Origin of the sequence: Rhizobium sp. BK313 (genome assembly GCF_014193655.1) — a bacterium.
In the GTDB taxonomy this organism is placed as follows: domain Bacteria; phylum Pseudomonadota; class Alphaproteobacteria; order Rhizobiales; family Rhizobiaceae; genus Rhizobium.
In genome coordinates, this window is record NZ_JACHZQ010000007.1 from 160029 (window position 1) to 173910 (window position 13882).

Sequence of the window (13882 nt, forward strand, 5' to 3'; positions counted from 1 at the left end):
TGCAGCCTCCTCTCCGGAGAGAGGAGGCTTGAAACTCAAGTGTGGTTGATCATCACATGCCGGACAGCGGTGTAGTCTTCCAGCGCGTAGACCGACATGTCTTTGCCGTAGCCGGATTGCTTCAGGCCGCCATGAGGCATTTCGTTGACCAGCATGAAGTGGGTGTTGATCCAGGTGCAGCCATATTGCAGGCGGGCGGCGGTTTGCATGCCGCGGCTGATGTCCTTGGTCCAGACGGAGGAGGCAAGGCCGTAGTCGCTGTCGTTGGCCCAGGCGACGGCGTCGTCGGTATTGGTAAAACGAGTGACGGAGACAACGGGGCCGAAGACTTCGCGACGGACGATCTCATCGTCCTGCGTGGCGCCGGCCACTACGGTTGGGGTGTAGAAGAAGCCTCGGTCGCCGGAGGTTTTGCCGCCGGTGGTGATCTGCATATGCTTGTGTTCGGCGGCGCGCGTGACGAAGCTTTCCACGCGGTCACGTTGGCGCTTGGAGATCAGCGGGCCGATTTCGTTTTCGGTGTCGTCAGCCAGGTTGAACTTGATGCTGGAGACGGCGGAGGTGAGGTCGGCGACAAAATTGTCATAGACCTTGGCGTCGGCATAGATGCGGCAGGCGGCGGTGCAGTCCTGGCCGGCATTGTAGTAGCCGAAGGTCCTGATGCCTGCGACGACGGCATCGATGTCGGCATCATCGAAGACGATAACCGGGGCCTTGCCGCCGAGCTCGAGATGCGTGCGCTTCACCGTTTTGGCGGCGGCCTGCAGCACTTTCTTGCCGGTGGCGACATCGCCGGTAATGGAGACCATGCTGATTTTCGCATGGTTGATCAGCGCGTTGCCGACGCTCTCGCCGCGGCCGAGGATGACATTGACGACGCCCTCCGGCAGGATGTCCGTCAGCAGCTTCGCCATCTTCAGCGCCGTCAGCGGCGTCTGTTCGGACGGCTTGAAGACGACGGTGTTGCCGCCGGCAATGGCTGGCGCCAGTTTCCACGCCATCATCATCAGCGGATAGTTCCACGGCGCGATCGACCCGACGATGCCGATCGGATCGCGGCGGATCATCGAGGTGTGGCCGGGCAGGTATTCGCCGGCGACCGGGCCATGCAGGTTGCGCACCGCGCCGGCAAAGAAGCGGTAGCAGTCGACGATGGCGGGGATCTCGTCATTGAGGACGGCGTTGATCGGCTTGCCGCAGTTCAGCGCTTCCAGCGCTGCAAAGCTTTCGGCATCCCTCTCGATGGCGTCGGCGATCTTCAGGAGATAGGCGGAGCGCTGGCCAGGCGTCGTCTGCGACCAGCTCGCGAAAGCTTTTTCGGCAGAGTCGACGGCAGCATCGATCTGGCCGAGCGAGGCTTCCGGCAGCTTGAGTACGATCTCACCGGTCTTCGGGTTGAGGATATGCTCTTCCGTCTCCGTGCCGGCCTCAAAGCGGGAGCCGATCAGCATTTGGGTATCCATAATAATCTCCCTTTCATTTGCCGCCGCCGGCGATTTGGTCGCCGTCGCGGGTAAGATAGTAGGCTGCCAGGATCGGCAGGAAGGTGACGAGCACCACGACCATGGCGACGACATTGGTAACAGGGCGCTGGCGTGGCCTGATCAGCTCCTCAAGCATCCAGATGGGCAATGTCATCTGCTGGCCACCGGTGAAGGTGGTGACGATGACTTCGTCGAAGGAAAGCGCGAAGGCAAGCATGCCGCCGGCGAGCAGCGCCGTGCCGATATTCGGCAGGATGATATGTCGGAAGGTCTGGAAACCGTCGGCACCGAGGTCCATCGAGGCTTCGATCAGCGAACCGGAGGTACGGCGGAAGCGGGCGACGGCATTGTTGTAGACCACGACGACACAGAAGGTGGCGTGGCCGAGGACGATCGTCCAGACCGAAAACGGAATATCGAACAGGCTGAAAGCCGAGCGCAGCGCAATGCCGGTGATGATGCCGGGGAGCGCAATCGGCAGGATCACCAGCAGCGAGATTGCCTCGCGTCCGAAGAATTTCGTCTGGCTGACGGCGGCGGCGCAGAGCGTGCCGAGCACCAGGGCGATCGCGGTCGCGACGGTCGCCACCTGAACCGACAGCGCCAGGGACGACCAGACATCCGGCCGATTCCAGGCAATGCCGAACCATTGCAGCGTAAAGCCCGGCGGCGGCCACTGATAGCTCTTCTCCTCCGTCGTGAAAGCATAGACAAAGATCAGCAGGATGGGCAGATGCAGGAAGAGCAGCCCGCAGGCGGCTGCGATCTTCAGTGGCAGGGAAGCGTGTTGGCCGCGATCAGAGCGCATCGAAAGCTCCCTGTTTCTTGGCGATCCAGAGATAGATGGCCATGATGACGATCGGCACGACCGAGAAGGCGGCAGCGAGCGGCACGTTGCCGGCCGTGCCCTGCTGCGCATAGACCGCCTGGCCGATGAAGAGGCGCGACGAGCCGATGATCTGCGGAATGATGTAGTCGCCGAGCGTCAGCGAGAAGGTGAAGATCGAGCCGGCAACGATACCGGGCAGTGCAAGTGGCAGCAGAACGGTGCGGAAAGTCTGGTTCGGCGTGGCGCCGAGATCGGAGGAGGCTTCTAGGAGGTTGGCCGGCACGCGTTCAAGGGCAGCCTGGGTCGGCAGGATCATATAGGGCAGCCAGATATAAACGAAGACCAGGAACGTGCCGATGTAGCTCACCGAAAGCGAATTGCCGCCGACGATGGGCAGATTAAGCACGCCATCGAGCAGCCAGCCGAGATAGAGCTTGTCGAAAAGCCAGGTCAAAATGCCTTCCTTGGCGAGGATCAGCTTCCAGGCGTAGACCTTGACCAGATAGCTCGACCAGAGCGGCAACATGACACCGAGATAGAACAGCGCCTTCCATTTTCCCCTGGCATAACGTGCCGCATAATAGGCGATCGGGAAGGCGACGAAGGAGGAGGCGACGGTCACCAGCGCCGCCATCACGATCGTGCGGATGATGATGTCGAAATTGGCGGAATTCAAAAGCTGCGCGTAGGTCGAGAGCGTGAATTCGTAATTCACCATTCCGGAGAAATCGTCGATCGAAAAGAAGCTCTGCAGGAGCAGCGCGATCAACGAGCCGATATAGATAATGCCGAGCCAGAGCAGTGGCGGCGTCAGCATCAGGAAAAGCAAGAGTTTCGGACGACGCCAGAAGAGATCGGACAGGCGGCCGAAGAAACCGCCGCGGCTGGGCAGGATCGAGGTGGCCGCCGGCGCAGCCGTGGTGATAGCGGCTGATATCATGCGGCGTCGTCCATATAGTGTATGTCTGACGGCAGCCAGGCGATGCGCACGGAAGTACCGGTTTCCGGAATCGGCTGACCGGCCGGCACGGTGACATGCATCCGCGTACCATGGGCTTCCACCGAAAGGCGGGTGGCAGCGCCGAGAAAGCTGGTTGCTTGCACCGTCGCCGGAACACCGGCATCCTGGGTCAATCGGATTGCCTCCGGCCGCAGGCTCGCCCAACGCCGTTCTCCGCCGAGCGATGACATGGTCTCAGGGGCGATCACATTGGAGGAGCCGACGAAATCGGCGACGAATCTGGTCTTCGGCCGCTGATAGATGTCGTGTGGTGTACCCTCCTGGACGATCCTGCCGTTGTTGAAGACGGCGACGCGGTCGGCCATGGAGAGCGCTTCGCCCTGATCGTGGGTGACGAACACGAAGGTGATGCCGAGCGCTCGCTGCAGGCTCTTCAGTTCCTCTTGCATCTGCTCGCGCAGTTTCAGGTCCAGTGCACCAAGTGGCTCGTCGAGAAGAAGAACCTTCGGCTTGTTGACGAGGGCGCGGGCGAGCGCCACGCGTTGACGCTGGCCGCCGGAGAGCTGGCCGGGGCGGCGGGCGCCATAGCCCGGCAGCTTCACCAGTTCGAGCGCCTGTTCAGCGGCCCTCAGTCTTTCGGCCTTGCCGATGCCCTTGACCATCAGCCCGTAGGCGACGTTGTCGAGGATGTTGAGATGCGGGAAGAGAGCATAGTCCTGAAAGACGGTGTTGACGTTGCGGCGATAGGGGGGCACGCCCTCGGCGGTTTCGCCGAAGATCTCGATATGACCGCCGGTGGGTTGCTCGAAACCGGCGATGAGTCGCAGGCAAGTGGTCTTGCCGGAGCCGGAGGGGCCGAGCATGGCAAAGAATTCGCCGGACGCGATCTCCAGATCGACGTGGTCTACGGCGCGGACCTGGCCGAAATGGCGCGATACCTGCTGGAAACGAACAGCGGTCATGGGATGCTCCGGGGTATGCAGAGATGACGGCCATATTTCGTCGCGTCTCTCTGTTTGGAAAAGGGCGCAGTGAGGCGATGAGGGGATCTTGATGTCCTGTCCCCTCATCGTCCCATGATCGACGTGAGCTATCTGCCCCCAATCACGCCGATATAGTCGGAAACCCAGCGATGGTAGGGCACGCATTCGCTCTCGGTGGTGCACTTGGCGACCGGGGTTTTCCAGAACTTGATCTTGTCGAAATGGTCGTAACCGTTAGTGGCGCAACCGCTGTCGGTCAGCAGTTCGTTACCTTTGCAGGCAGCAGGGACAGAGGGTACGGCTCCGAACCAGGCGGCAGCGTCACCCTGGACCTTTGGCTGTAGCGAATGTTCAATCCACATATAGGCGCAGTTCGGGTGCTCGCTGTCGGCATGCAGCATGGTGGTGTCAGCCCATCCGGTCGTGCCTTCATCCGGGAAGGTCGAGCCGATCTTCTGCTTGTCGGCCTGCAGAAGATTGACCTGGAACGGCCAGGAGCCGGAAGCGACGACGCCTTCGTTCTTGAAGTCATCCGTCTGGATCATGGCGTCATGCCAATAGCGGCTGACGAGCTTGCGCTGGCCGCGCAAGAGGTCGAGAGCAGCCTTGTATTGGTCTTCGTTGAGTTCGTAGGGGTCCTTGATGCCGAGTTCCGGCTTGTGGGCCATCAGGTAAAGGGCGGCATCGGCGATATAGATCGGTCCGTCATAGGCCTGGACACGGCCCTTGTTGGACTTACCGTCCGGCAGGGTCATTTCTTCAAAGACGACGTTCCAGCTCTTCGGCGCTTGATCCTTAAAGGCATCGGCATTGTACATCAGCACGTTCGGTCCCCAGAGATAGGGAACGCCGTAGTGGACGCCGTTGACGGTATGCCATGGCGCATTTTTCAGGCGGTCGTCGAGGTTCTTCCAGCTCGGGATCAGGTCGGTGTTGATCGGCTGAACGCGCTTGCCGGCGACAAGGCGCAGCGATGCGTCGCCTGAGGCCGTGACAAGGTCGAAGCCGCCTTCGTTCATCAGCGCCACCATTTCATCGGATGTGGCGGCGGTCTTGACGCTGACCTTGCAGCCCGTGTCTTTCTCGAACTGGGTGACCCAGTCGTAATTCTTGTCGCTCTCGCCGCGCTCGATATAGCCGGCCCAAGCGACGATGCTGACGGCGCCTTCGCCTTTGCCGAGCGTTTTCAACGGCTCGGCAGCGATGACCTGCGTGGCGAAGCTTAAACATGCGAGCGCAGCAGTGCATGATTTCAGCAGATGCTTCATCGAATTCTCCCGGTTCTTGTGCCAGTTGGTGTTGGAGCCAGTTTCTGGCGTTTTGTTCCCGAAGAAAAAGGTGACGCGATTTTGCCGTATTCGCAAATTCATTTATCAGAAAGGCGATATCGGAATTTCCGATTGGTATTTAGAAACTTACCGCTGACGTCCCGAACGCATGGTTTCGGCGATGCCGACGAAATCGCGGGCGGCTTGCGGCAGGCTCGAGCCCTTGCGCCAAACCATGCCGACCTGCACGACTGGCAGCGACCCGGAGACATCGCGGCTTTCGATGCGGTCGCCTTCCAGCGACCAGGGTCGGTAGACGAGATCCGGCAGCAGCGCGACGCCTGCTCCTGTGGCAACCAGGCTGCGCACAGCCTCGACCGAACGGGTGCGAAAGGCGACATGTGGCCGGGCGCCAAGCGCCGTCAGCAGCTTGCCGGTGTTCTCCTCGATCTCGTCGATGGTCAGCATGATCAGCGGTTCGCGCGTGATGTCGGCAACGCCGATGATGTCGGCGGAGACCAGGGGATGCCCCATCGGCAACCAGAGGCGATAGGGCGATGTTTCGAGGATTTCGGCCTGCAGCGCCATGCGATCGCGCAGATTGGAAATGACCATTACGGCAACGTCGAGTTCGCCGCCGACCAGCAGATGTTCGAGATAACCGCCATTGTCCTCGATGGCGCTGACTTCGACACCGGGGCAGGCGCGACGATAGCGCGCCAGGAGGTCGGACAATACATAACCGGCAACCAACGAAGTGACGCCGATATTCAACGTGCCGCCGGGTGCATTCTGCTGGCTGGAAAAACTGGTGCGGGCATCGGAAACGGTCGCGAGGATCTTTGTGGCATGGCGCAGGAACTGATGACCGTTATGGGTAATGGACAGCCCGCGCGGATGGCGGTCGAAAAGCTCGACACCGAGGTCGCTCTCAAGTTCCTTCAGCGCTTCGGTGACCGAGGATTGCGAGATCGACAGATTCTGCGCGGCGCGGGTGATGGAGCCCTGTTCCGCCACGGCGACGAAATATTGAAGCTGTCTCAAAGTGAAGGCCATACCCTGTTAGAGCATGGGCGCGCCGTCCAAGGCAAGCGCCGCCATGGGTCTGAAAGGCTTGGACCTTTTTTGGTAACGGAAACGCGAGCGGCGCAAGAATCATCTCTTCTTTAAGTATTCCGAAACGCGATTTCCCTAACGTGAGAGTTGATCATTTTGTCGCGTTGGAGTGCTCTATGGTGGAGCAGTTGGCGTGAGCGCCTTACTGCACATTTTCCGGCCATCCCGGAAGCTTGTCGTCATCATCGGCGGAGTAGCCTTGTTGATAGGCTGCTCCGGCGTCTTCGCGCTTTATATCGGCAAAGACAGGCTTCTGGGTTTAGCCTCGACCTCTCCGAATGGCCTGAAATGCAGCGACGTCAACCTTGTCACCATCCATAAGGAGAACCGGTTCTGGGTGCGCAAATACATCCGCACCGATCCAACCGACGGCTTGACCCGCGTCAGAACGGCGCTTCGCGTTGCCAAGGCCGTCTATGAGGAGCAAAAGCCGGATCTCGTTCAGGTGGTGGTTCTCGATAAAAATGGCCCGACCTTGCGGTCCGATATTCGCGGCCGAGCGCTCGGCGCCGATGTCGTCTATGTGCCGCATCCCGACAAGGTTGCCGATGGCACCGTCGAGAAACCTGTCACGGCACGCTACTACAATGGCGGTGCGAGCGCCGAAGGTCTTTTTTACGGCGAACAGATCAACATGCTGCCCAAGGATATCGACGACGCGCTGGCGGCGCTGAAAGATCACACCGACTGCGACAATCCGCTGGCCGCCGAGAACGAAGCGGGCGGTAACGCGAAAAGCGACAAGCAGAAAGCGGCCGAAGCCGCCGAACAGAAGGCCGTCGCCCGCGAGGAAAAAGAGGACGCGCCCGCGACGCCGCCGGAACAGCATCCCCCCGCATCCACGGGCAACCTTCCGCCCGAGGGCGACAATACCGGCAGCTTCATTGGCGCCGACGCGGCCGACCCGAATGCAACGCCATCGCCGGGTCTCGACCCGACCATGACAGGCGCCAGCGACCGGCGATCGCCGGTGACGAACTAACTGCAGGCACCTTCGCCTTGCGGGACCGAGGTAATCCCTCAATCTGCCAAATGCTTCTCGCCGATGGCCTGATAAAGCGCAAATAATGCTTCGTGGACTTCGCCGGCCAAGCGATAAAACTCCGGATCGCCAAGGATGGCGGGGTGTTGCAGCAAATGATCGTCGGTCATGTCGAGCATGAGCGACGTCGTATGCATCGCCTCGTGGCAGCCGAATGTGCCCGGCACGAACTGCGCCAGATCGACATCGCCGATTTCAGCGAGATCTGCCATGCGCTGCTGCTCGAGATCGGCGTTCGTGGTCGGGATTTCTTTCTCAGTCATTTTCGTGCCTCTTGTTTCCGGATGGCGAGGATTCGCCGTGAGTTGGCAGGGCCTATAGGCAGCCGCAAGCAATGACCCAAAAAAAGGGGCCGCCATGGCTTAACATGGCGGCCCGTCGTTTTTGCGAAACCGGTTTCAGTCCGCCTTGCTGCGCCGCGCCGGGAACAGGATGATATCGCGGATCGACGGGGAGTTGGTAAGCAGCATGATCAGGCGATCGACGCCGATGCCGAGGCCGCCGGCCGGGGGCATGCCCTGGTCGATGGCGTCGAGGAATTCCTCGTCCAGTTCCTTCTGCTTTTCGCCGCGGGCGTGCGCCTGTTCGAGCTGTTCGACCATGCGGGCACGCTGTTCTTCCGGATCGTTGAGTTCCGAGAAGGCGTTGCCGAGTTCCCAGGCGTTGCAATAGGTCTCGAAGCGTTCGACGAGACGCGGCTCGCCCGGCACTTCCTTGGCGAACGGCGAGATGTCCTTCGGGAAATGCGTGACGTGCGACGGCTGGATCAGCGTGGCCTCGACTTTCTCTTCGAAGATGAAAGCCAGGCATTCGCCCCAGGTCGCGTCCTTCTCGACGGCGAAACCGGCTGCCTTGGAGGCGGCGCGGGCTTCCTCATCGGTCTTGATCGCCAGGAAGTCGATGCCGGTCGCTTCCTTGACGGCATCCGGCATCGGCACGCGGCGGAACGGACCCTTGAAGGAGATCTGCTTGTCGCCGAAAGCGAATTCGGTGCTGCCGTGGATCGACATGGCGAGCGTCGAGAACAGACGCTCCACTAGGTCCATGATGTCCTCGTAGTCGGCATAGGCCCAGTAGCACTCCATCATTGTGAATTCTGGATTGTGCCGGGTGGAGACGCCTTCGTTGCGGAAGTTGCGATTGATCTCGAACACTTTGTCGGTGAGGCCCGAAACCAGGGTGCGCTTCAGGAACAGTTCCGGCGCGATGCGCAGGTACATGTCGAGCTTGAGCGTGTTGTGATGCGTCTTGAACGGCTCGGCGGTGGCGCCGCCATAGACCGAATGCAACATCGGGGTCTCGACTTCCATGAAGCCGTCATTCTCCATGAAGCGACGGATGCCGGAGACGATGCGGCTGCGCTGCTGGAAGCGGAGCTTGGATTCCTCGTTGGTCATGATGTCGAGATGGCGCTTGCGGTAGCGCAACTCGATATCGGAAAGGCCGTGCCACTTTTCCGGCATCGGCAGCAGCGACTTGGTCAGCATGGTGATTTGCTGCGCATTGATCGTCAGTTCGCCGCGCTTGGTGCGGCGCACGACGCCGGTCACGCCGATGATGTCGCCGATGTCGATCATCGGCAGCAGGGCGCGGGCTTCTTCGCCGGTGACGTCCTTGTGGCTGAAGATCTGGATCTTGGCCGAGGCGTCATGGATATCCATGAACATGCCCGAGTTGCGCGAGGAATAAACGCGGCCGGCGACGGTGACGATATCCTGCGTTTCCGTATCCGGCTCCAGCCCTTCGTATTTGGCGGCCAGCTCGGCATTGGTCATCGTCCGGTGGAAATGTGCCGGATAGACATCGCCGATCTGCTCGCGCAGCAGCTTCAGCTTCTGCGCGCGGACTTCCGTTGCGTCGGAGGAGAGGGAGGCGGTTTCGGTCTTGTCGTTCATGGTTCTAAGTCCGGTTCAGTTCTTCGGGCCGACGAGGGTCGCAACGGTCTGGGCCGCGAGTTTCAAGCGCTGGCGCACAACGGAGCGACCGAGGATCGCCATGCTATCGAAAAGCGGCAGCGAGCGGGAGGAGCCCGAGACGGCCACGAAGAGCGGCGCCACGATAACCTTCAGCTTCTTGCCCATGCGGTCGGCGATGGCGCGCAGTTCCGCCTCGATCGTCTCGACATTCCATTCGAGGATCTTTTCGAGGTCCGGCTGTACCGTATTCAGGATTTCGAGCAGCTCTTCCGGCGTCGACTTGATCTTGGCGAAGGCGGCGGGATCGAGGTTGAGGTCGGACTTGAACAGGAAGCCGGTCAGGTCAGGCAATTCGCCGAGCTTGGAGATGCGCGACTGCGACAGCTTCAGACCTTCTTGAAGCCGGCTGTTTTCCATCGCCCAGGTCAGGACCCGATGCTGGAATTCCTCTTCCGACAGCTTCTCGCGGATCCAGCGGCCGTTCAGCCAGTCGAGCTTCTGGATGTCGAAAATCGCGCCGGCCTTGGAGAGATTTTCCGGATCGAATTTTTCCGCCAGCTCGTCCATGGTCAACAGCTCGTCGCCTTCGGCGATCTGGATGAAGAAAAGGCCGAGGAAGTTCATCAGCGCTTCGGGGATATAGCCGAGCGCGGTGTAATAGGAGATCGACGTCGGATTCTTGCGCTTCGACAGCTTCGACTTATCGGCATTGCGCATCAGCGACAGATGCATGAACACCGGCGGTTCCCATCCAAGATACTGATAGATGAGAATATGCTTCGGCACCGAGGCAAGCCATTCTTCGCCGCGTGCGACATGGGTGATCTTCATCAGATGGTCGTCGACGACGTTGGCCATGTGATAAGTCGGCATGCCGTCGGCCTTGAGCAGAACCTGCATATCGACCGCATCCCACGGGATTTCCACGTCGCCATAGACGCCGTCGTGAAACTTGCACGAGCCTTCGGTCGGGATCTTCATGCGCACGACATGCGGTTCGCCGGCGGCAACCCGCGAGGAAACTTCCTCGGCCGAGAGGTTCAGACAGTGGCCGTCATACTTCGGCGGCAGGCCGGCGGCGCGCTGGGCGGCGCGCATCTGCTCCAGCCGCTCGGGCGTGCAGAAGCAGCGGAAACCATGGCCGGCATCGACGATCTTCTCGACATAGGGCTTGTAGAGGTCCTTGCGGTCGCTCTGGCGATATGGGCCGTAGGGGCCGCCGACGTCGGGACCTTCGGCCCATTTCAGGCCGCACCATTTCAGCGCGTCAAGCACCTTCGTCTCGAATTCGGGCGTCGAGCGCGTCGCATCCGTGTCTTCGATGCGCAGGATGAACTCGCCGCCATGCTTTTTGGCGAAGAGATAGTTGAACAGCGCGATATAGGCGGTGCCGACATGTGGCTCGCCGGTCGGGGAGGGTGCGATGCGGACGCGAACGCCTGAAGTGGTCATCTTGTTTGCCCGTCAGAAAAAGCCAGGCCGCTGCTTGGGATAAGCGCTGCCCGGCGAGAGATGTTTATCTGGGTCAGGAAACTGGCCGGAAAAGGGCGTCTCGCCGCTTCAATCCCGCGTTTTCCGTTTGGCTGGCCTTAGGCCATATTCAATGAGAGACGTCAAGAGAAAGCGCTCGGCTGGGCCAAGCGCTTTCCTTTGGTCGAACGGTGAGAGTTGGCAAGCAGAGGTCGTTAATGCCCGCCAGCAGCTCTTTTTCGCCTATTCCGCGCCAGCATGTTCAGCGCCTCAACCGCGGCGGAGAAAGCCATGGCGGCGTAGACGTAGCCCTTGGGAACGTGGAAGCCCATGCCCTCGGCGATCAGCGTTGTGCCGATCATCAGCAGGAAGGCCAGCGCCAGCATGATGATGGTCGGGTTCTTCTCGATGAAGTTGGCAAGCGGCGTGGCGGCCACCAGCATGACGGTGACTGCGGCGATGACGGCGATGAACATGATCGGGAGATGCGGTGTCATGCCGACGGCGGTGATGATGCTGTCGATCGAGAAGACGAGGTCGAGCAGCAGGATCTGGCCGATGGCCGAAGCAAAACCGGTCGTGGTCGATTTGGCGATGAAGTCCTCGCCATGCTCTGCGGGATCGACATTGTGATGGATTTCTTTGGTCGCCTTCCAGACCAGGAACAGCCCACCGCCGATCAGGATCATGTCCTTCCAGGAGAAGCCCTGGCCGACGACTTCGAAGACCGGTTCCGTCAATTGCACGATCCAGGCGACGGTGCCGAGCAGGGCAAGGCGCATCACCAAGGCGAGGCCGATGCCTATCTTGCGCGCTTTCTCCCGGTGTTCGACCGGCAGCTTGTTGGTCAGGATCGAGATGAAGATGAGGTTGTCGATACCGAGGACCACCTCCATGACAACGAGCGTGACAAGCGCAACCCACGCGCTTGGATCCTGCACCAAACCAACAATGTCCATCGACGATTTTCCTCTGGTCAGCGTCTGCCGACGCTGACCCCCAGCTCCGGCTCCTCAATGATGGTCGCTAATGTAAGGAGCGAAATCGCCGGTGCAAGCGCCACCACTATTTTCGCGGGTGGCGCGCATAATTCTATGCCTTCAGGGGAATCCATATCTCCGTTAGGCCCATGCCGGTTTGGGGATCGAAACGGTCGTCGTAACGCTCCATCATATCTGGCACGCCGCCATGCTGGTGGCCGGATTGCGGCAGCCAGTCACCGAAGATCTGGTGCACGGTGGCGGAGATGCCGGAAACATGGCCGCGATGGGTGAAGACGACATAGCGCTGCGGCGGCAGCTTCAGGGTCGTAAAGCCCTCCGGCAAATTGTCGGCCTCAGCGACTTCGGCGGCGGACATATAGCGGAAGCTTTCCGTCTCGCCTTCGGCCTGGGTGCAGACGCCGTAGGCGACATTGCCGACCTGGCCGGGGATATGGCCGAAATGCTGGTTGAATTTCTGCCAGAGCGAGGGAATCCCCTGCGTGGCTTCATAGGCATAGGTTTCCGCAAGGCCGGCGAGCAGCATTGCGGGGCGGGTCTCGAAACGCGGCGCGTCGAGTTTGGGAAGGCGGGTGTCGTCCATTCTGATCGGCTCCAGCAAAACAAGGTTTCTGGCGTGCCCCTGTTTGCGCAAACTGTCCGGCGTCATGCCGAATTGCTCGCGGAAGGCACGGGTGAAAGCCTCGTGCGAGCCGTAGCCCGCATCGAGGGCAACCTCGAGAATGGTCGATGAACTGTTGATCAGCGCAAGGGCGGCCCCGCTGAGGCGCCGACCCCTGATATAGCCGCTGATCGAATGGCCGGTGGTAAGCCCAAAGACGCGCGACAGATGATAGCGCGACAGGCCAGCCGTATCGGCGATCTCGTCCAGCGAGATATCAGATGAGAAGTGGCTTTCGATGAACCATATCGCTCTTCCGATCGCGCTCATGTTCGATTCCCTGGTTGCCCGCCCATTGTTAGGCGCTGACCGGCTATCGGGTTTGATCGCGATTGCGGGATTGAGGCGGATATCCGCTGGTTATCGGAAGGCGGTCAGGCCTGATCTTTCCGATTGATACCATAAGCAGCCATGAAGACGCGAACGGCGCCGCGCACCACGTAATCGATCTCCTCTTTCGAGGGAGGGAAATCCATGTCGCCGAACAGTCTCAGCTTGAAGTAGCTGCCACTGGCCATGTCAAGGAAATGACGTGCGGCCATATCGAAGTCCTCGATGCAAAGACGACCGGCCGTCACCTGACGTTCGAGGAAGCTGCGCAGAACGGTGCGCAGGTTTTCCGGGCCGGTGAAAAAGCGTTGACAGAGAGATGGCATACGTTCGCGCACACCGATGACGGTGCGCATGGCGCTGATGGTCTTTTCCGATGTGACGTGGGTCACGAACACCATGCCGAATTCATAGAGGCTGGTGGCGACATCGGCATCATCAGCGAGGGCGGTGCGCACGGTTTCGACGAAACGTGCACGCTCACTGTCCACCATGGCGGAGAACAGATCTTCCTTATTGGCGAAATAGACGTAAAGCGTGCCCTTGGAGACACCCGCCTCGCGCGTGACATCGTTCATGCTCGCGGCATCGAACCCCATTTTCATGAAGACGCGTGTCGCACCATCCAGAATCTGCTGGCGCTTGACCGGGTCTTCGCCGGCGGCCCAACGTCCCCCTGAAGCAGGTGCGTTCAAGACGGCGGCATTTTGCGGTTCCTGTTTCATCGTCTCCTTCGCTCGATCACTTTTTCAGAATCTTAATCAGATTCATTAATTAAATCGAACCGAGTGGTTCGATATGACTTGATATGGAATGAAAAA

Annotated in this window: 13 protein-coding genes; 1 reads left to right on the top strand and 12 read right to left on the bottom strand. The window is 60.2% G+C overall.

What is annotated here, in order from left to right; genetic code table 11:
- Window positions 1-35: 35 nt before the first annotated feature.
- From FHT86_RS29175 to FHT86_RS29200, 6 genes are all read right to left on the bottom strand, one after another.
- A complete protein-coding gene (locus FHT86_RS29175; RefSeq protein WP_133710400.1) occupies window positions 36-1463 on the bottom strand; it encodes a gamma-aminobutyraldehyde dehydrogenase in 1428 nt (475 codons plus the stop codon).
- 13 nt (window positions 1464-1476) lie between these two features.
- Complete coding sequence (locus tag FHT86_RS29180; protein WP_133710401.1) at window positions 1477-2292, bottom strand: ABC transporter permease; 816 nt, start codon at window positions 2290-2292, stop codon at window positions 1477-1479.
- On the bottom strand, window positions 2282-3253 hold the full coding sequence (locus FHT86_RS29185; RefSeq protein WP_133710402.1) for an ABC transporter permease: 972 nt from the start codon (window positions 3251-3253) through the stop codon (window positions 2282-2284). Before FHT86_RS29185 ends, FHT86_RS29180 begins: the two co-directional genes overlap by 11 nt.
- A complete protein-coding gene (locus tag FHT86_RS29190) occupies window positions 3250-4236 on the bottom strand; it encodes an ABC transporter ATP-binding protein (RefSeq protein ID WP_133710403.1) in 987 nt (328 codons plus the stop codon). Before FHT86_RS29190 ends, FHT86_RS29185 begins: the two co-directional genes overlap by 4 nt.
- Before the next feature lie 128 nt (window positions 4237-4364).
- Window positions 4365-5525: an ABC transporter substrate-binding protein gene (locus tag FHT86_RS29195; protein WP_133710404.1), complete on the bottom strand. Its 1161-nt coding sequence runs from the start codon at window positions 5523-5525 to the stop codon at window positions 4365-4367.
- Between the two features lie 147 nt (window positions 5526-5672).
- Window positions 5673-6581 (bottom strand): LysR family transcriptional regulator, encoded by a 909-nt coding sequence (locus FHT86_RS29200; RefSeq protein ID WP_133710405.1) that lies wholly within the window; start codon window positions 6579-6581, stop codon window positions 5673-5675.
- 193 nt (window positions 6582-6774) lie between these two features.
- Here FHT86_RS29200 and FHT86_RS29205 point away from each other — a divergent pair, with 193 nt between their 5' ends.
- A complete protein-coding gene (locus FHT86_RS29205; RefSeq protein ID WP_133710406.1) occupies window positions 6775-7623 on the top strand; it encodes a hypothetical protein in 849 nt (282 codons plus the stop codon).
- 38 nt (window positions 7624-7661) lie between these two features.
- Here the strand turns inward: FHT86_RS29205 and FHT86_RS29210 are convergent, their stop codons facing one another.
- The 6 genes from FHT86_RS29210 to FHT86_RS29235 all read right to left on the bottom strand — a co-directional run bounded on the left by FHT86_RS29210 (window position 7662) and on the right by FHT86_RS29235 (window position 13786).
- Window positions 7662-7946: a hypothetical protein gene (locus tag FHT86_RS29210; protein ID WP_133710407.1), complete on the bottom strand. Its 285-nt coding sequence runs from the start codon at window positions 7944-7946 to the stop codon at window positions 7662-7664.
- Between the two features lie 135 nt (window positions 7947-8081).
- Window positions 8082-9578 (bottom strand): lysine--tRNA ligase, encoded by a 1497-nt coding sequence (lysS, locus tag FHT86_RS29215; protein ID WP_133710408.1) that lies wholly within the window; start codon window positions 9576-9578, stop codon window positions 8082-8084.
- Between the two features lie 15 nt (window positions 9579-9593).
- Window positions 9594-11051: a glutamate--tRNA ligase gene (gene gltX / locus FHT86_RS29220; protein WP_133710409.1), complete on the bottom strand. Its 1458-nt coding sequence runs from the start codon at window positions 11049-11051 to the stop codon at window positions 9594-9596.
- A gap of 233 nt (window positions 11052-11284) precedes the next feature.
- Window positions 11285-12028 carry a TerC family protein gene (locus FHT86_RS29225; RefSeq protein WP_133710410.1) on the bottom strand — a complete coding sequence of 248 codons (744 nt, stop codon included), beginning with the start codon at window positions 12026-12028 and terminating at the stop codon, window positions 11285-11287.
- 133 nt (window positions 12029-12161) lie between these two features.
- A complete protein-coding gene (locus FHT86_RS29230; RefSeq protein ID WP_133710411.1) occupies window positions 12162-13001 on the bottom strand; it encodes a GyrI-like domain-containing protein in 840 nt (279 codons plus the stop codon).
- Between the two features lie 104 nt (window positions 13002-13105).
- Window positions 13106-13786, bottom strand: coding sequence for a TetR/AcrR family transcriptional regulator (locus FHT86_RS29235; RefSeq protein WP_133710412.1), 681 nt, complete (start codon window positions 13784-13786; stop codon window positions 13106-13108).
- Window positions 13787-13882 lie beyond the last annotated feature (96 nt).

Coding starts and splice junctions, on each gene's coding strand:
- FHT86_RS29175 (WP_133710400.1), bottom strand. CDS start 1,463: ATGGATACCCAAATGCTGATCGGCTCCCGCTTTGAGGCCGGCACGGAG.
- FHT86_RS29180 (WP_133710401.1), bottom strand. CDS start 2,292: ATGCGCTCTGATCGCGGCCAACACGCTTCCCTGCCACTGAAGATCGCA.
- FHT86_RS29185 (WP_133710402.1), bottom strand. CDS start 3,253: ATGATATCAGCCGCTATCACCACGGCTGCGCCGGCGGCCACCTCGATC.
- FHT86_RS29190 (WP_133710403.1), bottom strand. CDS start 4,236: ATGACCGCTGTTCGTTTCCAGCAGGTATCGCGCCATTTCGGCCAGGTC.
- FHT86_RS29195 (WP_133710404.1), bottom strand. CDS start 5,525: ATGAAGCATCTGCTGAAATCATGCACTGCTGCGCTCGCATGTTTAAGC.
- FHT86_RS29200 (WP_133710405.1), bottom strand. CDS start 6,581: ATGGCCTTCACTTTGAGACAGCTTCAATATTTCGTCGCCGTGGCGGAA.
- FHT86_RS29210 (WP_133710407.1), bottom strand. CDS start 7,946: ATGACTGAGAAAGAAATCCCGACCACGAACGCCGATCTCGAGCAGCAG.
- lysS (WP_133710408.1), bottom strand. CDS start 9,578: ATGAACGACAAGACCGAAACCGCCTCCCTCTCCTCCGACGCAACGGAA.
- gltX (WP_133710409.1), bottom strand. CDS start 11,051: ATGACCACTTCAGGCGTTCGCGTCCGCATCGCACCCTCCCCGACCGGC.
- FHT86_RS29225 (WP_133710410.1), bottom strand. CDS start 12,028: ATGGACATTGTTGGTTTGGTGCAGGATCCAAGCGCGTGGGTTGCGCTT.
- FHT86_RS29230 (WP_133710411.1), bottom strand. CDS start 13,001: ATGAGCGCGATCGGAAGAGCGATATGGTTCATCGAAAGCCACTTCTCA.
- FHT86_RS29235 (WP_133710412.1), bottom strand. CDS start 13,786: ATGAAACAGGAACCGCAAAATGCCGCCGTCTTGAACGCACCTGCTTCA.